Here is a 25,593-nt window from a genome sequence, read left to right as displayed (position 1 = left end):
GTGAGGTATTCACTCCGGAGAGTAGCTGAAATGGCAGGTTCGAACCTGAGGGAGCGAGGCGTGTCCGAGCACGAGACAAGCCTGTTGTGTCACGAGCTGCTGCTTCGGCTGGCCGGCAGGCTGCCCGACGAGCAGTTGTGGCGCTACCGCGACTGGCTGGCCGGTGATGCGGCCGAGGTGGTCGCTCGTTCCTTGCCGAGGGATCTCGTTCGGGAGCGGATCATGCTCACCGATGCCGACCACCGGTTGCTGTCCGACGCCGTGCTCCCACTCGGTGCCGACCCCGCGGTCGTGGATGCCGTCCTGCCCGGGGACGAGCCTCGCTGGGACGACTGCACCTTCGCCGCCGAATCTCCCGCAGGCGGCACGGGCGACTCGGAGGTGCTGGTCCTCGGAGCGACCCTGCGTGGCCGCCAGGGGATCCACGAGGTGCGCAGCGCCTGGCGAAGCCGGGCGGGCGGTGCCGTGGCCGCCGGACTCGAACGCGTCGTGGTCGTCACCGCCTCGGCCGACTTCGCCGAACTCGCCGGGGAGATTCAACGCATCCTCCGGGCGCTCGGGGAGCAGGAACCTCGCGTCGAGGTACTGACCCCGGAGATGGAACCGACCGTCTACCACCGGGCGGCGCTGGCCGAGTCGGTTCCGATCTGTGCGGGCGCGGAGGAACTCGTGGGGCATCGGGCATACGAATGATGAATCCACGGCCGGCAAGCATTGCGGTCGACAGTCGCTCGAAGGCGTGAAGGAGGCGTGCGTGGTGGATGTCGCTGAGGGGTCCGGGCCGGTGAGCTTGTTGCACAACCTCGTGCTGGACATGACCGGCCGCGTGGACGATGACGCCGTGAACTCGGCGCGCAGGATGCTCGGTGCCGGACGGCTCGAAGCCGCTGCCGAACTGCTCACCGGCTGCCTGGTCGCGGGACGCATCCCCGTCGCCCCGGAAGAGCAGCGTTGCCTGAAAGAGGGGCTCGAGCAGGTTCACTCGCGGCCCGCACTGGCCGACCGGTTGCACGTCGTCGAGAGCCCACCGGCCGAGGAACACCGGTTCGCGGCGCCGGAGCTGCCGGACGACGACATCGCCGAAGCACTGCGCCCGTCCGCCGGGCGGCTCACGAGCCTGCGAGGGCTGTGGTGCACCTCGCGGAAAACTCCCGCGGGGATGGCTTACAGCGCCGTTCCCCGACGGGTGCTGCTGGCCGAGGTCGATTCCGAAGAGGCCACGATCGCGGTGGGGTACCAGATCCTGGAAGCTCTCGACCGCGCGGGCCTCAGCTGCTCCGTGGACGTCTTCAGCTCCGGCACCGACCTGCCGGAGTACCACCGCAGCGCACTGACGTCGGCACGCTCGCTCCTGCCGGACACGGTCACGACAGGCGGCTCCGGCCGCACGCGGGCTCCACGCCGCAACACCGGCGGTGACCCGGCGGGAAACACGGTCGGTGAGCCGGCTGCCGAATCCCCGGCGCCGGCATTCGCGGCCGCCCCCGAGTCGCCGGTTGCCGAGGTCGTCTCCGTTCCGGACCGCCAAGGCCCGGATTCCCTGACCGAGCTGCCCATCGTCAACGTCGCCCCCACGGACTCCGCGCCGTACGTCCCCGGGGGAGACACCGGACAGGACACCGTTGTCGGGCTCGAGACGGCGGGCGGATACGCGGTTCGGGACGACGCGGTACAGGTGGGCATGGCGACCGGAGGCGGCCCGGAGAGGCGCTATCCGGCTCCCGGTTCGGACAACCCTCGTGTTCCGGCGGCCGTGGATGCCAAGCTCACCGACCGGGAACGCAATCTCCTGCACAAGCTGCACGAAGAACTGGCGCAGCGCGAACAGGACAGGGAGGCTCCGGCGGCCGGCCCCACCGGGCAGGCGGCCCCCGACGAGGTCTCCGACGAGCAGGCGGATTCGCTGTCGGCGGGGCGTCAGGATCCGCGCATGGCGACCATGCCCGGTACCGGCGGTTTCCCACCGATGGGCGCGGCATCGACTCCGGCTCCCGGTAGCCAGGAACCCTCCTCTCCGCCGCAGTGAGACCGGTGGCCGGCAACCGGGGCTGCCTGCAGGGAACCCCCGGTCGGGGGCGGGCCGTTCCGGTACGAAAGCGACTTCGTGCGCGTATGGCTGGGAACACGGTTCGCCGTTTAGGGTGATCGGCATGGGACTGCCCGATGACCTGGCCCTGCCCGAGGACTTCGTTCCCCGGGTACCACCCGAAGTGCCGGCCGAGCCCCGGGACGCGGCCACGGTCGTGTTGCTGCGCGACGGTTCGGCGGGGCCGGAGGTGTTCCTGCAGCGCAGGGTCGACGGGATGCCGTTCGCCGGGGGGATGACCGTCTTCCCCGGTGGCGGTGTGGATCAGCGGGACGCCGACACGTCGGTGTCGTGGAACGGGCCGCAACCCTCGTGGTGGGCGGAGCAGTTCGACTGCACACCAAAGCTGGCCAGGGCACTCGTGTGCGCGGCTGTTCGGGAGACCTTCGAGGAGTCCGGTGTTCTGCTCGCCGGGCACAGTGCGGAAACCGTGGTCGCCGACACCTCCCCGTACGCCGATGCGCGGCAGGCGCTGGTCTCGCGCGAGCTGTCCTTCGCCCGGTTCCTGTCCGAGGCGGGATTGGTGCTGCGGGCCGACCTGCTGCGGCCGTGGTCGAACTGGGTGACCCCGGAGGTCGAGACCCGCCGCTACGACACGCGGTTCTTCCTCGCCGCGATGCCGCGCGGACAGCGTGCCGATGCCGTCACCACGGAGGCCGCCGACGCGTACTGGCGCACTCCACAGGGTGCGCTGGAGGACTGGAAGGGCGGTCACTGCGGTCTGCTCCCACCGACCTGGATGACCTTGACCGAGCTCGCCACGTGCGGCAGCGTGGCCAACGCCCTGGAGACCGATCGAGCGGTCGGTAAGGTCGTTCCGCGCGTGGTGCGCCGCGAGGGGAGATGGCGGGTCGTGCTGCCGGGAGAACCGGGATACGACGAGACGTGATCGTTTCGTGTTTCGTGCTGCGGCGGAGACTCGCCGCGCGGCCCCGCAGGCACGGGCCGCTGGATGAGGGGAGAGGCGAGTGAGCCCACTGTCCCTGGAGCATCCCGCCTACGGTGCGCTGCGGCAGGTGACCCCGTATGCGTCGGTGCTGCTGGCCGACAATCCGACGCCGATGACCCTGGACGGTACGAACACCTGGATCGTACGGGCACCGGGGTCGCGCGAGTGCGTCGTGATCGACCCCGGCCCCGATGACGGTGAGCACCTGCGGCGCGTGGCCGGCCACGGCCCCGTGGCACTGATATTGCTCACGCATCACCATCCGGATCACACCGCGGGTGTGCAGGAGTTCGTCGAGCTCACCGGCGCGCCCGTGCGGGCGTTCGATCCGGCGCTGTGTGTCGGTGCGGAGGCACTCGGTGTCGACGAGCTGCTCTCCGTGGCGAGCCTGCGGCTGCGAGTGCTGGCCACCCCGGGACACACCGGCGACTCGGTGTGCTTCGCGGTCGAGCACGACGGTGTGTCCGCACTGTTCGCCGGGGACAGCCTCCTCGGCAGGGGAACGACCGTGGTCGCCGACCCGGACGGGCATCTGGGTTCCTACCTCGACTCGCTGCGGCGCCTGGCCGAGTTGCCCGAAGGTACTCGCGTGCTGCCGGGACACGGCCCCGAGCTTGCCGACGTCCGTGCCGTGGCGTCGGCGTATCTGGCTCATCGCGAGCAGCGGCTCGAACAGGTCAGGCAGGTGGTGCGGGAGCACGGTCCCGAGGTCACCGCGCAGCAGGTCGTCGAGGTCGTCTACGCCGACGTCGACCGGTCCGTCCGGGCTGCGGCCGAGAGCACCGTGCGGGCCCAGCTGACCTACCTGCACGAGACCGGCGAGCTGTGAGGCGCCGAGGTGTCTGCCGGGCAGGGTAGATCCGGGACTTCTCCGTCCCGGTGGATCCGCTACGGCAGTCAACGCTCGCGGATCGTCGCGGCCAGTGGCGGGGAGTGGTGAGCCGAGGAGCGTTCTCGCAGCGGGCTTTCGAGGTGGGACACCGTCTTGCCGTGCTTCTTTTCTTCCTTTTTCCTGTCAAAATGGCTGCTATGGCGCGCAAGAAGACCACCGTGTACATCGATGAGGAGCTGCTGACCGCTGCGAAGGTTGCCGCGGCTCGCTCCCGTAAACACGAGTACGAGGTTTTCGAGGAAGCGCTGCGCAGCCATTTGGGTTTACGAGAAGCCGTGGAGGGGATCCGGGACAGCGCCGAAGACAACGCGGTGGACGAGCAAGAGGCGCTCCGCATTGCTTATGCGGAGCTGGACGCAGCCCGGGAAGGTCATTACCACGCGAGGTCGGTCGGCTGCCGGGCGGATTGACCGAGCCGGCTCACACGGCAGCGAAGGTTGTTTCCGGAGGTGTGGCCGAGGGCAGCAGCGTGGTGCGGCGCAGCCACAGTGCCGGAGCGAGCAGCGCCCCGATCGCCCCGGCCGTGACGAAGGCCTGCGGCGGGCCGGCGAGTTCGACGATCCAGCCGCTGAGCGACTGCCCCGCAGCGGCTCCCAGGGTTACCGCCGTGATCACCCAGCCGAACGCCTCGGTTGCGGTACCGGACGGTGCCGCAATGTCGAGCGCGACCGAGTGAGCGGTGGATTGCGGGGTGATCAGACTGCCCGCCACCAGCAGGGCCAGGCTCAGGCCCCACAGGGTTTCCGGCAACGCCAGCAGGGCGATCAGTGCGGCAAAGCCCAGCAGCAGTGCGGGCAGACGCAGATGCATGGGCCGCGGCCACGGTCGCATCCCGTACAGCACGCCCACGATCACCGAACTGATCGACAGCACACTGAGCATCAGCCCGCCCAGGGCCGGCCTGCCCGCGTGTTCGGCAGTTGCGGGAACGGCCACTTCCACCATCCCGAGCAGGGTGCCGAAGCCGAGCGCGGCCAGAGCCACCGTGCGCATCCCCGGGGTTCCGAGCGCGCCGAGCATGCTGTCGGATGATCGCTCCTGCGGCAGGGGCCGCCGATGACGCGCGGCGCGGGTGCACGCGAAACCGACGCTGCCGACGACCATGCAGACCGCGCCGACGACCACACCGGTTCCCGGCCAGGGCAGTGCGACCAGCAGCCCGGCCAGACCGGGCCCGAGAATGAAGAACACCTCCATGCTGATCGCCTCGTAGGAGTAGGCGGCATCCCGCACGGTTCCCGGTGGCAGCAGCCGACTCCACAGCGCACGCGAGGCCGGTGCGGTCATGGGCTCGGTGATGCCGATGGCGAAGGCCAGCGTGGTGAGCACGGCGACCGGTGCCGTCGACTCGATGGCCAGTACCTCGGCTGCGACGAACGCCGTGAAAACGGCGGAGGCCACGCACAGCGGTGCGGTCGGTCCCAGCCGGTCCATGATCCTGCCCTGCAGGACCGAACCGAACGCCACTCCCGCCAGGTTGGCGGCCGATACCAGTCCCGCCGTGGCGAAGGAGCCGGTCGTGCGCTCGACGTAGAGCAACAGTGCGAGCCCGATCATGGCAATCGGCAGCCGGGCCAGCAGTGAGGTGAGTACGGGTGCGGTGGCTCCGGGAGTGCTGAGGGCGCTGCGGTAGTCGCGCGGGGACAAGGATGCGGTCACGCGGGCCAGTATCGGATATACTGGTACGGCAGTACCAATGACTCCCGTGTCATTCACCGCGCTGGGACGAGGCCGAGCGGGAGCGGCAGGCCCTCCTGAGGCTCTACGCGGCGTGGGCGAAAAATCCGGCGAAGAAATTCTGGATGAGGATGCAACCCCACGCCCGTTCGGCACGTCTTCCTGGGTGAAAGGGCTTGGCAAGGGCGCCGTGGAGAGCGCATCGTAGAGGTGTGGTTCACGCACGGTTGCCAAGGCCGAGTAACCGCGGACGAAGCGGAGCTGTTGCCTGTACAACTGCTTCGCCGCACAAACAACCTCCGGTGCCATGGTTCGGGGCCGACGCATCGGAGGCTCGGGGAGCGTGGTTGGTCGGGGGACGAACCACGCAGCGAGAAGGGACCGGAACGCCGCGTCGGGGGTGGCGTCCGGTCCCTTCTCGCTTATCGGATGCCGTTGGCGGGGCAGGCCGTATCGAGGCACGGCCTGCCCCGCCAACGCTGCTCGCGAATCGGGCGACCGGAAGAGCGCTAAATCGATTCAGGTCATGACGAGTCGACGCAATACAGCGCACCGACCGGGCGAAGCTGTCTCCGGGGAGCTGTCTTTCGACATTCCCGGCCGGCGCGCTACGAGACCACCCGCTGGAGGCGGGGTCTCACCGGTCAGCGAGCGCGCTTGGCCAGCCGTTCCGGATCGAGAATCAGCACGCTCTTGCCTTCGAGCCGGAGCCAACCACGGTGTGCGAAGTCGGCCAGTGCCTTGTTCACGGTCTCCCGCGATGCGCCGACGTACTGCGCGATCTCTTCCTGCGTGAGGTCGTGGGTGACCCGCAGCAGGCCGGCCTCCTGACTGCCGAATCGCTGCGCGAGCTGCAGCAGCGCCTTGGCAACGCGGCCGGGCACGTCGGTGAAGATGAGATCAGCGAGCATGCCGTTGGTCCTGCGCAGGCGCCGTGCGATGACCCGGAGCAACTGTTCGGCGATCTCGGGGCGGGTAGCGATCCACTGCCGCAGCGCACCGCGGTCCATGGTCAGCGTACGCACCTCGGTCACCGTCGTTGCCGTCGATGTCCTGGGACCCGGATCGAAGATGGACAGCTCGCCGAACATGTCCGACGGTCCCATGATCGCCAGCAGGTTCTCCCTGCCGTCCGGGGACTTGCGTCCCAGCTTCACCTTGCCGGATTGAATGATGTACAGCCGGTCACCCGGCTCGCCTTCGGCGAAGATTACGTGTCCACGCGGGAACTCGGCCGGTTCCAGCGATTGGGTCAGTGCCTCCGCGGCTGCCGGCTCCACTCCCTGGAAGATGCCGGCCCGCGACAGGGTTTCGTCCACCTCGTCCCTCCATGTTGAGACGCGGCGGCTGCTTTCGATGCCGGCCCCGCGACGAACACGGTGGCCGGGCTGTGCCGCCTATCACCACCAGCCAGTCTAAGACCGGTCGCGGGAACGGCGCGTTCGTAGTCTACCGGCGCGTCCCACTCTGCGTAGCTGGAACAGCTCCAGCGCACGTCCAATTCCTTGCCGGAACAACGCTCGGATCTCGTCCGGCCGGGCGTTCTCCAGCAACTCTTCCACCTCGTTCTCCTGTACCGCGACGTGCCGAAGTCGCGCCTCCACCCGTTCCATGAACAGGGTGAAAAACATGATCACGAGCGGTACGACGATCACGAACCAGGCAGTCATGATGGTTAGATCCTCGCTTATGCCTTCACGGGGGCTGCAACCGGGGGGCGTTGGTCGGTTTGCGCGGGCAGGGTGGGTCGCACTTTCGTGCCGACTGGATCCGTAGGCTAGTGGGGTGTCCGATCGAGCGCGAGTGAGTCCCACCGGGAAGTCCGCAGCGACCGGGAACTCCGGAGAGGGAAGCAATCCCGGACCCGAGAAGACCAGGCTCGGGCTCGTACGCCGTGCCCGCCGGATGATGCGCTCCCTGGCCCAAGCCTACCCCGACGCGCACTGCGAGCTGGATTTCACCACACCACTGCAACTGGCCGTGGCCACGATCCTGTCCGCGCAATGCACCGACAAGCGGGTCAACGAGGTCACACCGAAGCTGTTCGCGCGTTATGCGACGGCGGAGGACTATGCCGGCGCCGACCGTGCCGAACTGGAGGAGCTGATCCGGCCCACGGGGTTCTACCGGAACAAGGCCTCCTCGCTGATGGGGTTGGGCGCGGCATTGCTGGAGCGTCATGGCGGTGAGGTACCCGCGCGGCAGGACGAGCTGGTCAAGCTGCCCGGCATCGGCCGCAAGACGGCCAACGTCATCCTCGGCAACGCCTTCGACGTGCCCGGTATCACAGTGGACACGCATTTCGGCCGGGTGGTTCGGCGGTGGGGCTGGACGGCCCAGCAGGACCCGGTCAAGGTCGAGCACGCTGTGGGCGATCTCATCCCGCGCAAAGAGTGGACGATGCTGTCCCACAGGGTGATCTTCCACGGGCGCCGCGTGTGCCACGCGCGCAAGCCCGCGTGCGGGGCCTGCCCGCTCGCACGGGACTGCCCCTCGTTCGGAGCCGGGCCGACGGATCCGAACGCCGCCGCCGAACTCGTTCGGGGTCCGGAGGCCCCGTGGCTGCTCGAGCTGGCCGGTGTCGCGGGCGAGGTCCCGCAGAGGACCGTGCAGCAGGCCGCGTCGAAGGACCCCGCGCAATGAACCGTTTCGTCGCCTTCGCCGGCGAGTTCCGCAACGAGATCCGCTGGACGATCGTGGTGGTCGTGCTGGCCGTGCTGGCCGCCGTCGCGCTGTGGCCCCGGGATGCCCAGCGGGATACGGCCGAAGCCGGGACCCCGCCCGCATCCGCGCCGGAACGGCAGGTGGCCGGGCCCGAGCGCTTGGCCGAGTTGCGTGCACGAGCGGACCTGGCGGCGTGTCCCACCGGGGGTGACCGGCCCGCTCCCGCACAGCTCGCCGGAGCCACCGGCACGTGCCTGGCGGATGGTTCGACCGTCGATGTCGGAAAGGCCACGGCCGGGCGCGCCACCCTGATCAACGTGTGGGCGACCTGGTGCCCCCCGTGCCGCAAGGAGCTGCCCGTCCTGCAGGAGTACTCGCAGCAGCCGGGGTCCGTACGGGTCCTGGGGCTTCAGGTGAAGAGCGAGCAGGCCGACGGGCTCGAACTGCTCGACAGGCTGGGAGTCACCTTCCCGTCGGTGCACGATCGGAACCGCCGGATCTCGGCAGCTCTGCAGGTGCCGAGCGCCCTTCCCGCCAGCTATGTGGTCACCCCCTCCGGGCGGGTGCACCGCTTGAATCCGGAGGTGTTCGAGTCGCCGGACGAGGTACGGGCAGCTGTGCAGCGTGTCCTGGGAGGTGCCCGATGAACCGGCACATCCCCGGGCCGCTGGTCGATGTGGCCGCTCTTCCCGAGTGGCTGCGCCCGCTGGTCGAACGCACCGCCGACATCGACATCGAGCACTTCGGCAGGGCCCACACCTCACCTCCGGACGGCGCCCGGAAAGCCGCGGTGCTGATCCTGTTCGGTCAGGGCTCCTCGGGTGACGGTGGTGCCGCCGAGCCGGATGTGCTGCTGCTCCGCCGGGCCGATGAGCTCAGTTCGCACCCCGGGCAGGTGGCCTTTCCCGGCGGCGCAGTCGATGCTCAGGACCGCGATGCGGTGGATGCGGCACTGCGCGAAGCGGTGGAGGAGGTGGGGGTGCTGCCGTCGGGGATTCACCCGGTCGCCACTCTGCCCGAACTGTACGTCCCTCACAGTGGTTTCCGGGTCATCCCCGTGCTGGCGTACTGGCGGGAGCCCTCGCCGGTGGCACCGGTGGATCCCGCCGAGACCGCGGCCGTGGCCAGGGTGCCGATCTCCTGGCTGGCCGATCCCGCGAACCGGATTCACGTGTCCCTGAACAACGGCCACAAAACTCCCGCCTTCCTGGTGCCCGGGATGCTGGTCTGGGGATTCACCGGGGGGCTGTTGTCGGGAGTGCTGGACCTCGCAGGATGGTCGCGAAACTGGAACCGCCGGGACATCCGCGGTCTGGACGAGGCGTGGCGGGCCGCAGAAGAGGCCGACGATGTCGGATTCGGCCGTTGATGCGGTTGTCCCCGGACCGTTTCGAACGAGTCCATGATTCCGGTGCGCGCGAGTGAGGTGACAGGGTGAACTGGGTCGACCTGCTGGTGGTGCTGCTGGCACTGCTTGCCGGGGTGTCGGGAGCACGCAACGGCATGGTCAGCGCTCTGTTCTCACTCGTCGGAGTGATATCCGGAGCCGTGGTCGGGCTCAAGGTGGCTCCCCTGCTGCTCGATCGGCTCGACAACGACCTCGCCAAGATCGGTGTCGGGGTCGGCATCGTGGTGCTCCTGGTCTCGCTCGGCGAGGCCCTGGGCATGTGGGCGGGCCGTGAGCTCCGGGACCGCATCACCTCCACCAAGCTGACCGGTGTCGACAACGTTCTGGGTGCGCTGCTGCAGGGAGTTGCGGTGTTCGTTGTGGCGTGGCTGGTGGCGCTGCCGTTCACCTCCGCCTCGGCGGCACCGGGACTGGCCTCGGCGCTCAGCAGGTCCAAGGTGCTGAGTACGGTCGATTCGATGATGCCCGCGGCGGCCAGGAGCCTGCCCGACGAGCTGCGCGAGATGCTCGGCGTGGCCGGTTTCCCGGAGACGCTGGCGCCGTTCTCGCAGACACCTGTCGCCCGGATCTCCCCCCCGAATCCCGCGCTGGCGCACAGCGAGATCGTGCGCGAGGTGCGGTCCAGTGTCGTGAAAATCCGTGGCCGGGCTCCCGACTGTGGCCGTGCGCTGGAAGGGAGCGGTTTCGTCATCGCCCCGGACCGGATCATGACGAATGCGCACGTGGTGGCAGGCACCGAGGAGGTGTTCATCGAGACCGGGTCCGACCGGCTCGCGGCCGAGGTGGTGCTGTTCGATCCGCGTGAGGACGTTGCCGTGCTGTCGGTGCCCGCGCTGGATGCCGAGGCGATGGACTTCATCCGGCAGCCGGCGAACTCCGGTCAGAGCGTGATCGCCCTCGGCTATCCCCTGGACGGTCCCTACACGGCGTCGGCGGGACGTGTCCGCGAGCGGATCAACCTCCGAGGCCCCGACATCTACGGGGACAGCACGGTGCTCCGCGACGTCTACACGGTGCGCGCGAAGGTGCAGAGCGGCAATTCGGGAGGGCCGCTGATCAACCCGGAGGGCGATGTCGTGGGCGTCGTGTTCGGCGCTGCCGTGGACGACCCCGACACGGGCTTCGCCCTGACGGCCCAGCAGGTTGCCGACGAGGTGGCGGCAGCACCGACGTTGACCGAGCCCGTCGCGACCGGCCGGTGCACGAACTGACGTCTCCGGTGGTTACCGTGTTTCGCCCCTGGCGGGCTCCTGGCTGTGCCGGTGCGTGAGCTGCTTGGTGTCCTTCAGGGAGGCGATGGTGCGTTCCGGTGCCCGGATCTTGCGCACGCGCCGGTAGCCGAGGAAACCGAGCACTCCCGCGGTCAGCAGCATCACCAGGAAGACGATGCCGAAGGCCGCCCATCGCCACAGGCCCAGTTGCGCCAGCCCTTCGGCGAGGGTGAAGAACAGGAAGAACGTGCTGAACGCGAGCACGGTCAGCGCGAGGACGAAGTAGACGCTGCCTTTGACGCCCTTGCGCACCTCCCCGGCGAGCTCGGCCTTGGCCAGTTCCAGCTCGGCACGGACCAGTGTGGACAGGTGCGTCGTGGCGTCCTTGGCGAGGGTCCCGATCGACTGCTCGCTGCCCGCACCCGTGCCCTCTTCGGACAGCGGGATGGAGGTGGCGGACGATCCCCCGGCCGTGCCGGGCGCGGCGCCGTCACGGTTGCCGTTGTTGCTCGCTCGGGTGCTGTCTGCAGGCTCGTTCACAGCAACATCGTGCCACGTGTGTGCATTCGCGACCCAGTGACTCGCGGAGGAAGTCTGCGGGCGGGACTCCACCGGGGGAAGAGCCCCGCCCGTACGTCACTACAGGTCCGCGGTGCCGGCTTGCCTGTGCCTGCGGCCCCGCACCAGCAACATCAGCACGGCGACCAGCGACGCGATCAGCGACGCGATCAGTACCGCCGCCTTGGCGATCTCGGCGGCTTCCTCGGGCAGGGAGAGTTCGGCGATCAGCAGGCTGACGGTGAACCCGATACCGCCCAGCATTCCGAGGGCGGCGATATCGGGCCAGCGCACTCCCTGCGGAGGGGAGCCGAAGCCGAGCTTGACCGCCAGGAACGAGGCACCGAAGATCCCGAGGACCTTGCCGAGTACCAGGCCCACGATCACGCTGATCGCGATGCGGTCCTGGAAGAGTTCGCTCAGCGCTTCCGCCCCGATCGGCACCCCGGCTGCGAACAGGGCGAACACCGGCACGACGAGCCCGGCCGACCACGGCTGCAGCCGGTGCTCCAGGCGTTCCGAGGGGGAGGCGCGTTCGCCGGGGTCGCAGCGCACCCGGGTCAGCAGGCCCAGGGCCACCCCGGCGACGGTCGCGTGGACCCCGCTGCTGTGCACCGCCACCCAGACCGCCAGCGCGAGCGGCACGTAGAGGAACGGGGTGGTGATGCGCTTGTGCTGGGCGTACCAGTAGCCGGCACAGAGCACGACCGCGGCCAGCAGGGCGAGCATGTTCAGGCCGCTGGTGAACAGCACCGCGATGACGATGATCGCACCGAGATCGTCGACGACGGCGAGACTGAGCAGGAAGACTCTCGCGGTACTGGGGATCGACGAGCCGGTCAGGGACAGGATGCCGAGCGCGAAGGCGATGTCGGTGGCGACCGGAATGGCCCATGCCTGGGCGGCTCCCGGGGCGCCGTGCGCGACCGAGTAGGCGAGGACGGCGGGAACGATCATCCCGCCGAGGGCGGCCACGACCGGAAGGGTCGCTCTCTTGCGGTCGGCGAGCTCCCCGACGACCAGCTCCCGCTTGAGCTCGAGCCCGGCCACGAAGAAGAAGATCGCCAGCAGGCCGTCCTTGGCCCAGTCGCCCACGCTCAGGTTGAGATGCAGGAAGTCCGGGCCGATGTGGAAGTCGCGGACGGCATTGTAGAGCGGGGACGCCGGCGTGTTGGCGAGAATCAGTGCCACGGCGGTGGCGAACACCAGCGCGATCCCGCCAACGGTCTCGTTGCGCAGGAACTCCGCCAGGTTGAAGTCTCGCGTGTTCGCGCCGGAGTCACCGGATTCGGGCGTGTTGGGGGAGGACTCTGACAATGCACGGCTCCTGCCTGTGGCCAGCAAGTACTGCGGACGCCGACCAGTCTTCCCGGCTCACCCTGCTGCAGCAGCCTAACACCCACGCTGCCGGTCTCCCGGCGACAAAAGAGGTGTGAATACTCACCGCGGAACGATCGGCGACCGCTGGGACACGCTGTGTGTCGACGAGCCGGGCAGAGGCCGAGGAGCCCCGGTCACAGCATTGGCGGGCCACCGCGGGGTGCCCGCCGGGCACCCCGCGGTGATCTCGTTCACTCGTCGGCGCTGCTGGTGTTGAGGCCGGCCGAGATCTGATCCATCACGCTGGAGTCGGCCAGGGTGGACACGTCGCCGATTTCGCGGTTCTCGGCGACGTCGCGCAGCAGCCGGCGCATGATCTTGCCCGAGCGGGTCTTGGGCAGCTCGGGCACGACCATGATCTGCCGGGGCTTGGCGATGGGGCCGATCTCGCGGGCGACGTGCTCGCGCAGGGCGGTGACGGCCTGGTCGCCGCCTGCTTGTTCGCCGGCCCCGCCACGCAGGATGACGAACGCGACGATGCCTTCTCCGGTGGTGGGGTCACTGGCGCCGACCACGGCGGCCTCGGCGACGGTGTCGTGGGACACCAGCGCGGATTCGACCTCGGTGGTCGAGATCCGGTGGCCGGAGACGTTCATGACGTCGTCGACCCGGCCGAGCAGCCACAGGTCGCCGTCCTCGTCGTACTTGGCGCCGTCGCCGGCGAAGTAGTAGCCCTGTTCGGCGAAGCGCGACCAGTAGGTCTCCCGGTAGCGCTGGTCGTCGCCCCAGATGCCGCGCAGCATCCCCGGCCACGGTTTGTCGAGCACCAGCAGCCCGCCACCGCCGGCTCCGACCTCGGTGCCGTTCTCGTCGACGACCTTGACCGAGATACCGGGCAGTGGGGTCTGGGCCGAGCCGGGCTTGGCCGCGGTCACCCCGGGCAGCGGCGAGATCATGATCGCGCCGGTCTCGGTCTGCCACCAGGTGTCGACGATGGGGGCGGTGCCGCCACCGATGTGCTCGCGGTACCACATCCAGGCCTCGGGGTTGATCGGCTCACCCACCGTGCCCAGCACCCGCAGGGTGGACAGGTCGTACTGGGCGGGGATGTCGGCGCCCCACTTCATGAACGTGCGGATGGTGGTCGGGGCCGTGTAGTACAGCGAGACGCCGTACTTGGCCACGATCTCCCAGTGGCGGCCCTCGTGCGGGGTGTTCGGCGTGCCCTCGTAGATCACCTGCGAGGCACCGTTGGCCAGCGGGCCGTAGACGATGTAGGTGTGGCCGGTCACCCACCCGATGTCGGCGGTGCACCAGTACACGTCCGAGTCCGGTTTGAGGTCGAACACCACGTCGTGGGTGTAGGCGGCCTGGGTCAAAAACCCGCCCGAGGTGTGCAGGATGCCCTTGGGCTTACCCGTCGTGCCCGAGGTGTAGAGGATGAACAGCGGATGCTCGGAGTCGAACGTCTCCGGGGTGTGGTTCTCGGACTGGCGGTCGACGACCTCGTGCCACCACATGTCCAGCCCGGAGTTCCAGGACACGTCCTCGCCGGTGCGCTGCACCACGAGCACGTGCTCCACGCTCGGGGTGTCCTTGACCGCTTCGTCGACGTTGGCTTTCAGCGGCATCGGCTTGCCGCGCCGGTACTGGCCGTCACAGGTGATCACGACCTTGGCCTCGGCGTCGTTGACGCGGCTGCGCAGCGCCTCGGCCGAGAACCCGCCGAAGACGACGCTGTGCAGCGCTCCCAGCCGGGCGCAGGCCAGCATCGAGAACACGGCCTCGGGCAGCATCGGCAGGTAGATCGCCACCCGGTCGCCGGAGCCCACGCCGAGCTCGGCCAGCGCGTTGGCGGTCTTGGAGACCTCGCGCTGCAGGTCGGCGTAGGTGATCCTGCGGGAATCACCCGGTTCGCCCTCCCAGTGGATGGCCACCCGGTCGCCGTGGCCCGCTTCCACGTGCCGGTCCACGCAGTTGTAGGCCACATTCAGCCGCCCGCCGACGAACCACTTCGCGAACGGTGCCTGTGACCAGTCCAGCACCTGGTCCCACTGGGTGTCCCAGTGCAGCCGCGAAGCCTGGTCGGCCCAGAAGGCCTCCCGGTCGGCAGCCGCCTGGTCGTACCACTCCGCCGTGGCGTTCGCCTGCGCGGCGAACTCCGCCGACGGCGGGAACGTCCTGCTCTCCGAAAGGAGATTGTCCAGAGTGTTGTTCTGCCCGTCGGGCTGACTCATCGCTGAGACCTCCGTGGCTGCTGGTGGACGGCTGTGTTGAGTGAAACCGTAGTGCGATTCTGCTCACTGCGACAGGGACGGCTCCCAAGGTGTGGATCGATTCGACCTCCTGGTCAGCAGGGTGATTCGCCGAATCACGCGCCGCGGAGCGAACGAAATAGTGACGTATGTCGCAGCACTGTGCAGGGTGCCCACTCGGCCGGACGAGCCGGGATGGGCGGCCGGTAGCGTCAGGGACGTGAATGCCCAGGAGTCGCTACGCCCGCTCATGGAACTGCCCGGTGTGTCCGAGGCCGTCACGTCCGCCCGTGCGGCGATCGACGAGGTGCACGAGCATCCGGCCAACCGGCGTGGCTGGCCGACGACCGCCGCCGAGGCCTCGGTCCGTGCGGCCCGTGCCTCGGCCGCCGTCGCCGGGGGCGCGGCGGAGATTCCGGAGGGTGGCGAGGTCAGCGACCCGCTGCTCGCCGGGTCGCTGCGGATCGCCGAGGCGGTCGGGCCGCTGCTGCCGACCTGGCAGCGCGCGCCGCTGCAGGCGCTGGCCCGCCTGCACGTGCTGGCGGCGGCCGACCTCGTCGCCGAACACGAGCAGGAGCGGCTCGGCCGTCCCCGTGCCTCCGACGAGGTCTCCACGCGGCTGGACCTGCTCTCCCGGCTCGTCGTCGAGACGGGCGGGAAGTCGCAAGGGGTGGTTCCGGGGCCGGTGCAGGCCGCGGTCGTGCACGGCGAGCTGCTCGCACTCGCTCCTTTCGGCGAGGTCGACGGGGTGGTGGCGCGTGCGGCGTCCCGGCTGAGCGTGATCGGCAGCGGGCTGGACCCGAAGGGGCTCGTGGTGCCGGAGGTCGCCCACTTCCGGCGGCAGGACGAGTACGTGGCAGCCGCCGAGGGATTCGCCTCCGGAGAGCCGGAACGTGTGGGGGAGTGGATCGTGCACTGCTGCAAAGCTCTCGAATCCGGGGCTCGCGAGGCGAGATCCATCGCCGACGCCGTGCAGGCGTAGTGCCCGACCACATCGGGGCGGCAAGCTGCGGGAAACCATCTCCCCGTGCCCGGCGGGGTTCGGTGGTGGTTGCGAAAACCGAGGACAGCGCAAAGGACCAAGGCGGAGAGCGGCGTGTCCAAGAAGATCCTGATCGACTGTGACCCCGGCATCGACGATGCCCTGGCCATCGCGCTCGCGCACGGCAGTCCCGAGGTGGAGGTCGTCGGGCTGACCAGCGTCGGCGGCAATGTGGGCTTGGAGCACACCACCGGCAACGCGCTGTGCCTGTCCGAGTTCTACGGGATGGACGTGCCGGTCGCACGGGGCGCGGACCGTCCCCTGCTCCGTGCCCCGCGCGAGGCCTCGGACGTGCACGGCCCCAACGGGCTCGGCAACGTGCTCCTGCCGGCCGCCGCGGGAAAACCGCTGGACAGGCACGCGGTGGAATTCATCATCGACACGCTGGCCGCCTCTCCCGGAGAGATCAGCCTGACCGCCGTGGGTCCACTGACGAACATCGCCCTGGCGCTGCGCAAGGAACCGCGCATCACGCAGTGGGCGAAGGAGCTCGTCATCATGGGCGGCTCGTACACGCGCGGGAACAACACCCCGGCCGCCGAGTTCAACATCGCCGCCGACCCGGAGGCGGCGGCCGCGGTCTTCAGCGCACCGTGGCAGCCGGTGATGGTCGGACTGGACCTGACTCTGCAGGCCAGGGCCACGGCCGCGGTGCGTTCCCGGTTCGCCGGGCTCGGACGGTTCGAACGGGAGCTGCTGAGCCCGTGCCTGGACTTCTACGGGGAAGCGGTGCAGTACCGGGAAGGGGACGGCCCGCCGATCCACGACGCGTGCGCGGTCGCCTACGTCATCGACCCGGGCCTGATCACCACGGTGACCGCCCGGGTCGACGTGGAAACGCACGGCAGGTTCACCTCGGGGATGACGGTCACCGACTTCACCGGCGACTCCGGACCGCACAACACCCTGGTGGCCACCGGACTGCGTCACGAGGCTTTCTGGGATCTGCTCACCGACGCCTACACCCGGGTCGCGGACCCGCTCGGGTGAAGGGTGTGCGGATCGGCTTGCGTGGCGGTGCGGGTGGCGGAACCTCCGGCTGCGCCTCGCTGCGGGAGCCGGCACCTCGAGTAGCCACCTACACCACGTGCCGACTGTCCTCGCGAGGCTGTGCCGGAGAACCCGCGGCGGTGCCGGCTGCATACGTGACAAGGAAGCGGCTGACGCCGCTTGCCGAAACGACCGCACACAGCCGGTCGGCCGCACCCGATCCGCGCGGTCACCAAGGAGTGCTCCAAGGGTCTGCGCAGGGGTTGCTTCAGTCGGCATCTCAGGCGGTCGCGTTCTGCGCGGCGATGTCGAGGAACGAGCGCAGCACGGGCGACTCGGTGCCGTGGCGCCAGGCCATCGCCGTCTGCGCCTTCGCGGTGACGTCGGTCAGCGGCAGGAAGGTGGCCCCGGCCCGGGGAAGCTGCTGTGCCGAGGCCGGCACCACGGCGATGCCGATTCCGCCCGCCACCAGGCCGATGATCGTCTGCATGAGCCAGACGTCGCGCTGCACGGCGCGCGGGGTGAAGCCCGCCCGTTCGCACTCCTCGGTCACGATCGCGTACAGGCCGGGCATGTTGCCGTGCCGGGCGGGCAGGATGAACGGCTCGTCGGCGACCGCGGACAGGGGTACTTCCGAGCGGTTCGCCAGCGGATGTGTGGCGGGCAGGGCCAACACCAGCGAGTCCTCGGCCACGCAGCGCATGCGCAGCGAGGGGTCGTCGAACGGAAGGTAGAAGAACCCGGCGTCGACCCGGCGGTCGTGCAGCCGTTCGACGATCTCGTCCGGCCGCATTTCCTGCAGGTGCAGGGAGACGTCCGGGTATTCCGCCTTGAACTGCCGCAGGATCGGTGGGAGCACGAGGGGGGAGGCCGACGGGATGAATCCCAGGGCGAGCCGCCCGACGAGCCCGCTGCCTGCTTCCCGGGTCATTCGTTCGGCCTGCTCGACGTCGTGCAGAATCCGCCGCGCTTCCTCCAGCAGAAGCCGCCCGGCCTCGGTGAGTTGAATGCCGCGGGCGTTGCGCTGCACGAGTGCGACGCCCAGCTCGGATTCGAGCTTGCGGAGCTGGACGCTCAGTGGTGGCTGTGCGATGTGCAGGCGCTCGGCTGCGCGCGTGAGGTTCTGCTCCTCCGCGATCGTCACGAAGTACCGCAGGTGTCTGAGTTCCACCGTGCTCCGTCCCCCTGTGCGCTCCGAGATATATCTTCCTCGTATAACTGGTACCACAAGGTGGTATTGGACATATGACATACGTCAAAGGCACGCTGACTTACCAGCGGGTAGGGGCCCGATGGTTGCTGGTGGCCGAACGGCGTTGCCTCGGCTGTGCACCGGCTTCGGTGGTCCGTGCAGGCCGGTGATCATCGCTGAGCCGGCAAACGATCGGGGAGCCGCCATACCTTCGTAATCTTTCGGTGAAAGGCCGATCGACGTGCAAAGAATCAAGGGAGGGTGCTGTGTCGGGTGCTGAGACGCTCAACCGCACGGGTGCCCAGTGGGTGCTGCCACTGTGCTGGGCGGCGGTCCTGCTCGATGGTTTCGACCTGGTCGTTCTCGGCTCGGTGCTACCGGTCATGCTCGACGAGGGCGTATGGGGTCTGAACCCGGCGAGCGCCTCGCTGGCCTCGACCGCCGGTCTGGTCGGCATGATGATCGGCGCGCTGGTGATCGGCACGATCACCGACCTCATCGGGCGGCGAAAGGTGATGGTGCTCGCGGTGGCGAGCTTCTCGGTGTTCACCGCGTTGTGCGCGGTGGCGCCGTCGGTGTTCGTGTTCGGCCTGTTGCGCTTCCTGGCCGGTGTGGGGCTCGGTGGCTGCCTGCCCACCGCCATCACGTTGGTGACCGAGTTCGCGCGGGGCAACAGGAGCAGCAGCGCGACGACGATCATCATGACCGGCTACCACGTCGGTGCGGTGCTCACCGCGCTGCTCGGGCTGGTGTTGATCTCCCCGCTGGGGTGGCGGGCGATGTTCGTCGCCGGTGCCCTGCCCGCGCTGGTGCTGGTGCCGCTGATGGTGCGGTACCTGCCGGAGTCGCAGATCTTCCAGGAGAAGGCGCAGCGCAACGCCGAGACGTCCGGGGCGAGCTCCGCGCGGGAGAGCATCGCGGCCCTGTTCCGCGACGGGATGGGGCGTTCCACCATCGCGTTCTGGGTGGCCTCGTTCCTGGGGTTGATCCTGGTCTACGGGCTCAACACCTGGCTGCCCGAGATCATGCGTGAGGCGGGCTACCCCCTCGGTGCGTCGCTGGGGCTGCTGCTGACGCTGAACGTGGGTGCCGTGCTCGGCCTGTTCGTGGCAGGCAGGGTCGCCGACCGCACGGGCGTGAAGCGCTCGACGGTGCTGTGGTTCGTCGCGGCGGCGGTGATGCTGGCCCTGCTCAGCATCCGACTGCCCGCGGTCGGTCTCTACGTGGCCGTGCTGCTGGCCGGGTTCTTCGTCTTCAGCGCGCAGGTGCTGGTCTACGCCTTCGTGGGCCGGGCCTACCCGGTTCACAGCAGGGCCACCGGACTCGGCTGGACCACCGGTGTCGGGCGCATCGGCGCGATCAGCGGGCCGCTGCTCGGTGGCGCGCTGCTCACGGCGGGCCTCGCGTACCCGTGGGGTTTCTACGCCTTCGCCGGGATCGGTGCTCTCGCCGCGCTCGCGATCGCGGCGGCGGCACGCCCGGCGGCGCAGCCCGCCGCACCGGCCGCCGCTTCGGACGAGCCGTCCGAAGCGGCCCTGCAGAGCTCCGTCCGGTGAATTGACGAGGCCGTGAGCTCGTCGGGGCCGCGGGCCCTTCGGCACTGCCCGAAGGGCCCGCGGCTCGTTCATGTCTCGATGCACTCGCCCCATTCGGCGTCGGTGTCCAGCTGCTCGTGGGGCTGGTTGAGGCTGTACCAGTTGCCGGAGTCGTCGCGCAGCAGCGCCTCGATGCCGTAGGGGCGGTTGGTGGGTTCCTGGAGGAACGTGACTCCTCTGGCGGACAGCTCGCGGTAGGTGGCGTGGCAGTCGTCGGTGGAGAACACGCCGGCCCCGAGGACTCCCTTGGCGACCAGGGCTCTGACCTGCTCGGCGGATTCGGGATCCAGCGACGGCGGCTTGGGTTCCATGAGGGTGAGTTCCAGGTCGGGCTGGTTCTTCGCGCCGACCGTGAGCCAGCGGAAGTCGCCCACGGTGGTGTCCGTGCGGACCTCGAATCCGAGTTTCTCGGTGTAGAAGCGCTTGGCCGATTCCTGGTCGAGGACCCATGCGGTGGCGATGGTCATTCCGGTGATCATGGTTTCTCCAATCGGTGATCCGCTCGGGGATTTCCCGTGCCGTCGATGCTGGCACGCGGCACCGACAGTCCACTCTCCCGAGAATTCCGTGAGCTGGGCTGATCCACTTTTTGTGGGTACGGGTGTGACAGCTGCGGCTGTGTCGGACACGGAAGTGGGTGAGGCGAAGGGAGCGGGATGGGTGACGGGCAGACCCGGTTCGGTCACATCTACCGCCGGCATTACGGCGACATACGGCGGTTCGTCGGCAGGCGGGTGGCCGAGGGGGACGTCGACGACGTCACGGCGGAGGTGTTCGTGGTGGTGTGGCGCAGGCTTTCCGAGTCCCCGGCGGGGGACCGTTTGCTGCCGTGGTTGTACGGGATCGCCCGGCGCGTGCTGTCCAACGAGTTCCGCCGGGTGCGGCGAGCCCACGCGCTGGCCGAGCATGTCGCTGCCCAACCGGCCGAGCCTGCCGGTACCGACCATGCTGCGGCGGTTGCCGACCGGTTGGCCATGGCCGCGGCGTTCGACCGCCTGCGCGAGGACGATCGGGAAGTCCTGCGGCTGGTGGCCTGGGAGAACCTGACCAGCGCCGAGGTGGCCACTGTTCTCGGCTGCGCTCGCACCACGGCCGCGATGCGCATCAACCGCGCTCGCCGCCGATTACTCGACGCTCTGCGCCGGGGCGCCTCCCGGGAGCTGCGCGGGGGCAGCGCCGTTGCCGCAGCGGAAGGAGCGAAGCGATGAAGCACACCGAGCAGCACATCCGGGAGCTGATGGGGCCGCTGGACCCCATGCGCGACGACGAGCGCGCGGCGGTCCCGCCGCCGCACCCCACCGGCATCATCGACACGGAGCAGCCCGCCGCTCGGCGACACAGGCCTCGGGCACGCACCCGTCGGGCGGTGCTGGCCGGGGCCGCGGCGACGGTGTTGGTGGCCGGTGGTCTGGTCTGGACCACGGCCGGGCCTAACGCCCCCGAGGGGTATGCCGCCACACCCCCGTTGCTGGAGATCACCCCGCCGCAGCGGGACCTGCCTGCCGCCGAGAGGCTGCACGCCATCGCCGACCGGGCCGAGGTCTCCGGGGTGCCGAAGGGCGCACCCGGCCAGACCGAATACATCAAGATGGAGAACTGGTATCTGCACAGCCAGATCGACAACAGCGGCACCGTGTCGGTAATTCAGCCCTCGACGTTCCGGCTCTGGCGGCATGCCGACGGCTCGGGACGCAGCGTCATTCGTGCGCAACCCCCGCAGTTCCGGTCCGAGGCCGGCCGCGAGAAGTGGGCCGGAGACACGTCCGGTAGCGAGCGGGTGCACCGGTGGGGCGCCGGGGAGCGCACCTACTACTGGGACGAGCGCCCGCCGGTGGACGCCGATGCCCTGCGTCGGTGGCTGCGGCAGCGTCCTTCCGGCCAAACCGAACCTCTCCGGACCTTCAGCGCCATCACCGATCTGCTGCGGAATCGGGTGTTGCTGCCTCAGGAGCGTGCCGCGGTACTGCGTGTGCTCGCCGAATTGCCCGGCATGCGCTACAACGGCACCACCCGCGACCGGGCAGGCCGCCCCGGTCGGGCCTTTTCCCTGGAATCCGACGGTAGCGGACTGCCCACCCGCTACACCTTCATCCTCGGCCCGGACAACGGCCGTTTCCTCGGCTACGAGGAAATGCTGACCACCTCGGCGGGCAAACTCAACGTGCCCATCCCCTCCGTGATCAGCTACAGCATCTTCCTGGAGCGGAAGTTCGTCGAGCGGTGATGGGACGCAGTGCGGGTACTGCGTTCGGCGGTGTCTCGGGCGACGCGTTGGTCGATCGGTGCGGACCGGCTGGGTAGTGAACTCGGCGGGCCGCCACTCGATCGGCGGGCAGCGTGTTCGCGGTGGTGTGCGGCATGATCGATACCGATGCGAGCACCGGACAGGCAGGAGTGGCGCCCGGCGGACGTGGTGCCGCTGGTGTTTCCGATGTTCCCACCCCGAGCGCGGGCGGTGGCGATGGTGCCTGCGGTGGTCGTCCTGCTCGCGTGCTGGGTCACGGCGTATCTCGGATCGGGCCTGCCTGTGCTGGGGGTGCCCTCGGCCACGCTGTGGGTGCTGGCGGGGATCGGGGGATTGGCGGTGCTGCGCGTGCTGCATCGGGCCTTGGTGCGGTTGTTCGTGACCGAGGAAGGCGCGACTCCCGCTCTGCTCGGGATCGTGATGCTGACCCTGGCGGGCGCGCCACTGGTGACGATGCTGCTCACCGGCGGCCGTGCTCTGCAGCCGCAGTCGTCGCCGCTGCACGCCGCGGTCGTGGTCGGCGTTGCACTGTGGATGGTGCACGAGCTGGTCCACTGCCATGACCGCTACCTGCGGCTGCAGCCTGCCGACTGAGCCGGGAAGCATTCCGGCGAAGTTCGTCGTGTGGCCGGCTGTCCCTTCGTGCGGGAGAGCGGTGCACGGTGCAGCGGCTGCGCCTGCGTTCCGTGGAGGGTGGCCGGGCGCGGTCGGGGGAGAACTCGCGCCCGGCCACCGGGCAGTCCGGCACCGGAGTGGGCACGGCACCGGACCGGGTTCGTGGGGGCCAATTTTTACGGACTGTGTGCGATTGTGGCTCTACTGTGACCAGTGTCGGTCCTTGACCGTGTACCGGCAGTGTGGAATGCCCGGGAAATGCCGTGGTGGGTGATTCTGCCGTGGACGGTGCCGGATCGTCAGGCCTGTGGGCGGAGTTCTCACTCGCCGTATCGGGGCGGGGCTGTACCGGCGGGCGAGTCCGGCCCGTGCTCTGCCCCGAATCCCTGCAGTCGTCGCAGGATTCTGGGCTGCGTGCCGAGGTCGCGGGGATCGGTGAAGCGCAGGAAGTGCGGGGACACGTCCTGGGGCGCGGGGCCGGCGGGTGGGGGTTCGGCCGGGTCGGGCGTGCCGAACCACCCGAACCGGTGCTCGGGGGTGCCGGTGGTTTCCGGTGTGCGGGGCCGGTCGGAGAATTCGATGTGGGCGGTGTTCACGTCGTTGCTTTCTGCTCGATGAGGGTGGGAGGCACCGGGCCGGTTTTCGGTTCTACGCGGCCGGGTGCAGCGCTTTCGCGGCGATCGCGCGCTCGTCGGGCTGCTCGTTGCCGGGCGGTGGTGTGTGCTCGATGATCGTGGCCAGCGCCAGGTTCAGAGCGGGTCTGCGTCCGGTGGTCTCCGCGTCGGAGTCCTCGTCCGGCCAGTCGATGTCCGGGTCTCGGGCGGGCCAGGCGATGCGGGGTGAGACGCGCGGTAATCGGGGTGGCACCACCCCGGCGAGCTGGGCGCAGGGTGCGCAGACCGTGCGCACCGTGTCCTGCGGGGGTTCGTCGCCGAGCCTGCGATGCACCGGCCCGTGCAGCCGGTGCCCGCACGCGGTGATCACGGATCCGCCGCAGGAGCAGCGGGCCACGGCGTGCCAGCCGGACTCGTGGACACTGGCCATCCAGGCGCGCTCGCCCGGGTCGGCCACACCCGGGGCGCTCGTGCTTTTCCCGCCGGTGGCTGCGGCGCCCGGCCGTCGGGTACGTGTGTGGGATTTCGCTCGGGAGTGTGTTCGCGGCCGGGTTCGGTGCGCGGGGACCAGGCGAGGATGCCGAGCAGGAGCGTCAGCACCGCCAGCGCGATCGCGGCTTCGGCCATCACCGGACCTCCTCGCCGGTTTCGCCGCCGGACTCGCCGCCGGGCAGCGGGATGCCGGAGGAGTGGCCGGTTCCGGGTTCGCCGTGGTTCTCGTGTTCGGTGGCGGTCTCGCGCAGGGCCGTGGACAGTTCGTCCAGCGCGCTCGCCAGCACCCGCCGCTGCTCGGGGGCGCAGCGACCGCCGCCCACCGCGAAGGCCGCGTCGTCGAGCATCCACTGCGCCTTGCGCAGCAGCACCGCCAGCGCCGTCTCCCGGCCCGCCATCACCGCACCGCCCGCACGCAGTCCGGGCAGCGGTGCCGCCGCGTGGCCGGGTGATCGGGTTCGGCCCACATCACCTCCGCACCGCAGGCCGCCCGCGCGTTGAGCTCCGGCGCCCAGTGCACCTCCCGATCCCGCAGCGTCGTACCGGGCAGCCATCGGGGCCACACCTCCGGCCGCAACTCGGGCACCGACGTGAACGGCGCCTGGCTGTAGTGAGTCATCAAAATCCTGCCCTTCGCTTCAGCGTGACCATCCGCGACTGAGTCCCATACCTATTCAGTCGATCTACTTCGAAGAACATAGTTTGTAGAACTACTATTAGCGATGACCCAATCGGGTGATCAATCTGGAAGGGTTACGCTCAGGGCATGGCGAGCCCGATCATGCGACGCAAGGCTCTTGGTCGTGAGCTGCGTAAACTTCGCGCCGAGTCAGCGCAGAGTCTTGAAGAGATCGCGAAGCTGCTCGGTTGCTCTGTCGCCAAGGTTGGGCACATCGAGACGGGGCGGAACTCTCCGAGCAAGCCTGAGCTCATGGTCTTGATGGATCACTTCAACCTCAGCAACCAGGACCGAGCGCTGTTCGAGGAGATCAGGCAGGAGGCATCGCGACGCGGTTGGTGGTCCACCTATCGGCTGCCGACGTGGTTTTCCAACTACGTCGGTATGGAGACCGATGCGCTCCGGCTGCGTAACTTCGAGCTCGAACTGATACCCGGCCTGCTGCAGACTGAGGACTACGCTCGTGCGGTGACGACTCTCGCTCGCCACATGACCGAACCGCAGGAGGTCGAGCGAAAGGTCGAGCTGCGTATGCAGCGGCAGCAGCGGCTCTTCGAGGACGAGCCGCTCGAGTTGATCACCATCATCTCGGAAGCTGCTTTGCACAGGTGTGCCAAGGCAAGCAGCGTGTCTACCGATCAGCTCACTCACTTGCTCGAGATGGGCGAACGTCCGAACGTGACCATCCACATCCTGCCGTACGACCTCGGCCTGCACGAGTCGATGTCCGGGTCGTTCCATTTACTGGACTTCCCACCCGACACGTGGCCGTCCACTGCTTACCAGGAGTACGCCGTCGGCGGTCACCTTGTGGACGACGAAGACATTGTTTCCGAACTGGATACCCTGTTCACCGGTCTTCGAGGGCAGGCGTTGAGTGAACAGGACAGCGCCTATCGCATCTCGGAATTTTTACACGGATGAAGGGCACGACTATGGATCTCTCTCCTACAGGCTGGCGCAAGTCCACCCGTAGCGGAGGTGGCAACGCTTGCGTCGAGGTCGGCCGTATCGCGGGCGGTGCGGCCGTGCGGGACACCAAGGACCGTGCGGCCGGATACTTCACCACCACCGGCGAGCAGTGGTCGGCGTTCGTGGCCGCGATCAAG

Annotated in this window: 29 protein-coding genes; 17 read left to right on the top strand and 12 right to left on the bottom strand. The window is 69.0% G+C overall.

Annotation, left to right across the window (positions count from 1 at the left end):
• Positions 1-60 precede the first annotated feature (60 nt).
• The 5 genes from DFQ14_RS17250 (at position 61) to DFQ14_RS17230 (ending at position 4,337) form a co-directional block, all read left to right on the top strand.
• On the top strand, positions 61-693 hold the full coding sequence (locus tag DFQ14_RS17250; RefSeq protein WP_114454333.1) for a hypothetical protein: 633 nt from the start codon (positions 61-63) through the stop codon (positions 691-693).
• Between the two features lie 61 nt (positions 694-754).
• Positions 755-2,026, top strand: a complete 1,272-nt coding sequence (locus DFQ14_RS17245; RefSeq protein WP_246195846.1) for a hypothetical protein — start codon at positions 755-757, stop codon at positions 2,024-2,026.
• A 124-nt stretch (positions 2,027-2,150) separates the two neighbouring features.
• Entirely contained in the window at positions 2,151-2,975 is an 825-nt protein-coding gene (locus DFQ14_RS17240; protein WP_114454386.1) for an NUDIX hydrolase, read from the top strand.
• Positions 2,976-3,069: 94 nt separating this feature from the next.
• Positions 3,070-3,864, top strand: a complete 795-nt coding sequence (locus DFQ14_RS17235) for an MBL fold metallo-hydrolase (RefSeq protein ID WP_114454385.1) — start codon at positions 3,070-3,072, stop codon at positions 3,862-3,864.
• Between the two features lie 200 nt (positions 3,865-4,064).
• Entirely contained in the window at positions 4,065-4,337 is a 273-nt protein-coding gene (locus tag DFQ14_RS17230; protein WP_114454384.1) for a hypothetical protein, read from the top strand.
• 10 nt (positions 4,338-4,347) lie between these two features.
• Here DFQ14_RS17230 and DFQ14_RS17225 read toward each other — a convergent pair whose 3' ends face one another.
• The 3 genes from DFQ14_RS17225 to DFQ14_RS17215 form a co-directional block, all read right to left on the bottom strand.
• Complete coding sequence (locus DFQ14_RS17225) at positions 4,348-5,595, bottom strand: MFS transporter (protein ID WP_420810190.1); 1,248 nt, start codon at positions 5,593-5,595, stop codon at positions 4,348-4,350.
• A 653-nt stretch (positions 5,596-6,248) separates the two neighbouring features.
• Positions 6,249-6,923, bottom strand: a complete 675-nt coding sequence (locus DFQ14_RS17220; protein WP_114454331.1) for a Crp/Fnr family transcriptional regulator — start codon at positions 6,921-6,923, stop codon at positions 6,249-6,251.
• 96 nt (positions 6,924-7,019) lie between these two features.
• Positions 7,020-7,274, bottom strand: a complete 255-nt coding sequence (locus DFQ14_RS17215) for a hypothetical protein (RefSeq protein ID WP_114454330.1) — start codon at positions 7,272-7,274, stop codon at positions 7,020-7,022.
• A gap of 235 nt (positions 7,275-7,509) precedes the next feature.
• Between DFQ14_RS17215 and nth the strand changes: the two genes are divergently transcribed.
• The 4 genes from nth to DFQ14_RS17195 all read left to right on the top strand — a co-directional run bounded on the left by nth (position 7,510) and on the right by DFQ14_RS17195 (position 10,887).
• Positions 7,510-8,247, top strand: a complete 738-nt coding sequence (gene nth, locus DFQ14_RS17210; protein WP_114454383.1) for an endonuclease III — start codon at positions 7,510-7,512, stop codon at positions 8,245-8,247.
• Positions 8,244-8,915 (top strand): TlpA family protein disulfide reductase, encoded by a 672-nt coding sequence (locus DFQ14_RS17205; RefSeq protein WP_114454329.1) that lies wholly within the window; start codon positions 8,244-8,246, stop codon positions 8,913-8,915. The genes nth and DFQ14_RS17205 overlap by 4 nt, the downstream gene beginning before the upstream one ends.
• Positions 8,912-9,637 carry an NUDIX hydrolase gene (locus DFQ14_RS17200; RefSeq protein WP_179951603.1) on the top strand — a complete coding sequence of 242 codons (726 nt, stop codon included), beginning with the start codon at positions 8,912-8,914 and terminating at the stop codon, positions 9,635-9,637. Before DFQ14_RS17205 ends, DFQ14_RS17200 begins: the two co-directional genes overlap by 4 nt.
• Before the next feature lie 65 nt (positions 9,638-9,702).
• Positions 9,703-10,887 (top strand): MarP family serine protease, encoded by a 1,185-nt coding sequence (locus tag DFQ14_RS17195; RefSeq protein ID WP_114454328.1) that lies wholly within the window; start codon positions 9,703-9,705, stop codon positions 10,885-10,887.
• Between the two features lie 12 nt (positions 10,888-10,899).
• On the opposite strand, the gene DFQ14_RS17190 is transcribed toward DFQ14_RS17195, so the two are convergent.
• The 3 genes from DFQ14_RS17190 to acs all read right to left on the bottom strand — a co-directional run bounded on the left by DFQ14_RS17190 (position 10,900) and on the right by acs (position 15,002).
• Positions 10,900-11,427: a phage holin family protein gene (locus tag DFQ14_RS17190; RefSeq protein WP_114454327.1), complete on the bottom strand. Its 528-nt coding sequence runs from the start codon at positions 11,425-11,427 to the stop codon at positions 10,900-10,902.
• 99 nt (positions 11,428-11,526) lie between these two features.
• Entirely contained in the window at positions 11,527-12,762 is a 1,236-nt protein-coding gene (nhaA, locus tag DFQ14_RS17185; protein ID WP_114454326.1) for a Na+/H+ antiporter NhaA, read from the bottom strand.
• 254 nt (positions 12,763-13,016) lie between these two features.
• Positions 13,017-15,002 (bottom strand): acetate--CoA ligase, encoded by a 1,986-nt coding sequence (gene acs / locus DFQ14_RS17180; protein WP_114454325.1) that lies wholly within the window; start codon positions 15,000-15,002, stop codon positions 13,017-13,019.
• Between the two features lie 238 nt (positions 15,003-15,240).
• Here acs and DFQ14_RS17175 point away from each other — a divergent pair, with 238 nt between their 5' ends.
• On the top strand, positions 15,241-16,002 hold the full coding sequence (locus tag DFQ14_RS17175; protein ID WP_114454324.1) for a Fic family protein: 762 nt from the start codon (positions 15,241-15,243) through the stop codon (positions 16,000-16,002).
• Positions 16,003-16,116: 114 nt separating this feature from the next.
• Positions 16,117-17,052 carry a nucleoside hydrolase gene (locus tag DFQ14_RS17170; RefSeq protein ID WP_114454323.1) on the top strand — a complete coding sequence of 312 codons (936 nt, stop codon included), beginning with the start codon at positions 16,117-16,119 and terminating at the stop codon, positions 17,050-17,052.
• A gap of 280 nt (positions 17,053-17,332) precedes the next feature.
• Here DFQ14_RS17170 and DFQ14_RS17165 read toward each other — a convergent pair whose 3' ends face one another.
• A complete protein-coding gene (locus DFQ14_RS17165; protein ID WP_114454322.1) occupies positions 17,333-18,223 on the bottom strand; it encodes a LysR family transcriptional regulator in 891 nt (296 codons plus the stop codon).
• A gap of 287 nt (positions 18,224-18,510) precedes the next feature.
• Between DFQ14_RS17165 and DFQ14_RS17160 the strand changes: the two genes are divergently transcribed.
• Positions 18,511-19,800, top strand: a complete 1,290-nt coding sequence (locus DFQ14_RS17160; RefSeq protein WP_114454321.1) for an MFS transporter — start codon at positions 18,511-18,513, stop codon at positions 19,798-19,800.
• A 68-nt stretch (positions 19,801-19,868) separates the two neighbouring features.
• Here DFQ14_RS17160 and DFQ14_RS17155 read toward each other — a convergent pair whose 3' ends face one another.
• Complete coding sequence (locus DFQ14_RS17155) at positions 19,869-20,318, bottom strand: VOC family protein (protein ID WP_114454320.1); 450 nt, start codon at positions 20,316-20,318, stop codon at positions 19,869-19,871.
• Between the two features lie 177 nt (positions 20,319-20,495).
• Between DFQ14_RS17155 and DFQ14_RS17150 the strand changes: the two genes are divergently transcribed.
• The 3 genes from DFQ14_RS17150 (at position 20,496) to DFQ14_RS17140 (ending at position 22,678) form a co-directional block, all read left to right on the top strand.
• Positions 20,496-21,047: an RNA polymerase sigma factor gene (locus DFQ14_RS17150; protein WP_114454319.1), complete on the top strand. Its 552-nt coding sequence runs from the start codon at positions 20,496-20,498 to the stop codon at positions 21,045-21,047.
• On the top strand, positions 21,044-22,063 hold the full coding sequence (locus DFQ14_RS17145) for a CU044_5270 family protein (protein ID WP_114454318.1): 1,020 nt from the start codon (positions 21,044-21,046) through the stop codon (positions 22,061-22,063). The genes DFQ14_RS17150 and DFQ14_RS17145 overlap by 4 nt, the downstream gene beginning before the upstream one ends.
• A 147-nt stretch (positions 22,064-22,210) precedes the next feature.
• Positions 22,211-22,678, top strand: a complete 468-nt coding sequence (locus DFQ14_RS17140) for a hypothetical protein (RefSeq protein ID WP_114454317.1) — start codon at positions 22,211-22,213, stop codon at positions 22,676-22,678.
• Between the two features lie 341 nt (positions 22,679-23,019).
• Here the strand turns inward: DFQ14_RS17140 and DFQ14_RS17135 are convergent, their stop codons facing one another.
• From DFQ14_RS17135 to DFQ14_RS17120, 4 genes are all read right to left on the bottom strand, one after another.
• On the bottom strand, positions 23,020-23,295 hold the full coding sequence (locus DFQ14_RS17135; protein WP_114454316.1) for a hypothetical protein: 276 nt from the start codon (positions 23,293-23,295) through the stop codon (positions 23,020-23,022).
• 52 nt (positions 23,296-23,347) lie between these two features.
• Positions 23,348-23,770: a hypothetical protein gene (locus DFQ14_RS17130; RefSeq protein ID WP_114454315.1), complete on the bottom strand. Its 423-nt coding sequence runs from the start codon at positions 23,768-23,770 to the stop codon at positions 23,348-23,350.
• A gap of 169 nt (positions 23,771-23,939) precedes the next feature.
• On the bottom strand, positions 23,940-24,203 hold the full coding sequence (locus tag DFQ14_RS17125) for a hypothetical protein (RefSeq protein ID WP_114454314.1): 264 nt from the start codon (positions 24,201-24,203) through the stop codon (positions 23,940-23,942).
• Positions 24,203-24,424, bottom strand: coding sequence for a hypothetical protein (locus DFQ14_RS17120; protein WP_114454313.1), 222 nt, complete (start codon positions 24,422-24,424; stop codon positions 24,203-24,205). Before DFQ14_RS17120 ends, DFQ14_RS17125 begins: the two co-directional genes overlap by 1 nt.
• Before the next feature lie 147 nt (positions 24,425-24,571).
• Here DFQ14_RS17120 and DFQ14_RS17115 point away from each other — a divergent pair, with 147 nt between their 5' ends.
• Both DFQ14_RS17115 and DFQ14_RS17110 read left to right on the top strand, forming a co-directional pair.
• Entirely contained in the window at positions 24,572-25,408 is an 837-nt protein-coding gene (locus DFQ14_RS17115) for a helix-turn-helix domain-containing protein (protein WP_114454312.1), read from the top strand.
• An 11-nt stretch (positions 25,409-25,419) separates the two neighbouring features.
• The coding region (locus DFQ14_RS17110; RefSeq protein ID WP_147275575.1) for a DUF397 domain-containing protein at positions 25,420-25,593 on the top strand (174 nt) is incomplete at its 3' end.

Source organism: Halopolyspora algeriensis, assembly GCF_003337235.1.
Lineage (GTDB): Bacteria > Actinomycetota > Actinomycetes > Mycobacteriales > Pseudonocardiaceae > Haloactinomyces > Haloactinomyces algeriensis.
The sequence above is the reverse complement of the archived record's forward strand: the minus strand, read 5'-3'. Positions and strand labels throughout refer to the sequence as shown.

Bases quoted from the DNA above. Each gene is read 5' to 3' on its own strand.
- DFQ14_RS17240 (WP_114454386.1), top strand. From the start codon at position 2,151: ATGGGACTGCCCGATGACCTGGCCCTGCCCGAGGACTTCGTTCCCCGG.
- DFQ14_RS17230 (WP_114454384.1), top strand. From the start codon at position 4,065: ATGGCGCGCAAGAAGACCACCGTGTACATCGATGAGGAGCTGCTGACC.
- DFQ14_RS17215 (WP_114454330.1), bottom strand. From the start codon at position 7,274: ATGACTGCCTGGTTCGTGATCGTCGTACCGCTCGTGATCATGTTTTTC.
- nth (WP_114454383.1), top strand. From the start codon at position 7,510: ATGATGCGCTCCCTGGCCCAAGCCTACCCCGACGCGCACTGCGAGCTG.
- DFQ14_RS17205 (WP_114454329.1), top strand. From the start codon at position 8,244: ATGAACCGTTTCGTCGCCTTCGCCGGCGAGTTCCGCAACGAGATCCGC.
- DFQ14_RS17200 (WP_179951603.1), top strand. From the start codon at position 8,912: ATGAACCGGCACATCCCCGGGCCGCTGGTCGATGTGGCCGCTCTTCCC.
- acs (WP_114454325.1), bottom strand. From the start codon at position 15,002: ATGAGTCAGCCCGACGGGCAGAACAACACTCTGGACAATCTCCTTTCG.
- DFQ14_RS17155 (WP_114454320.1), bottom strand. From the start codon at position 20,318: ATGATCACCGGAATGACCATCGCCACCGCATGGGTCCTCGACCAGGAA.
- DFQ14_RS17150 (WP_114454319.1), top strand. From the start codon at position 20,496: ATGGGTGACGGGCAGACCCGGTTCGGTCACATCTACCGCCGGCATTAC.
- DFQ14_RS17145 (WP_114454318.1), top strand. From the start codon at position 21,044: ATGAAGCACACCGAGCAGCACATCCGGGAGCTGATGGGGCCGCTGGAC.
- DFQ14_RS17140 (WP_114454317.1), top strand. From the start codon at position 22,211: ATGCGAGCACCGGACAGGCAGGAGTGGCGCCCGGCGGACGTGGTGCCG.
- DFQ14_RS17125 (WP_114454314.1), bottom strand. From the start codon at position 24,203: ATGGCGGGCCGGGAGACGGCGCTGGCGGTGCTGCTGCGCAAGGCGCAG.
- DFQ14_RS17120 (WP_114454313.1), bottom strand. From the start codon at position 24,424: ATGACTCACTACAGCCAGGCGCCGTTCACGTCGGTGCCCGAGTTGCGG.
- DFQ14_RS17115 (WP_114454312.1), top strand. From the start codon at position 24,572: ATGGCGAGCCCGATCATGCGACGCAAGGCTCTTGGTCGTGAGCTGCGT.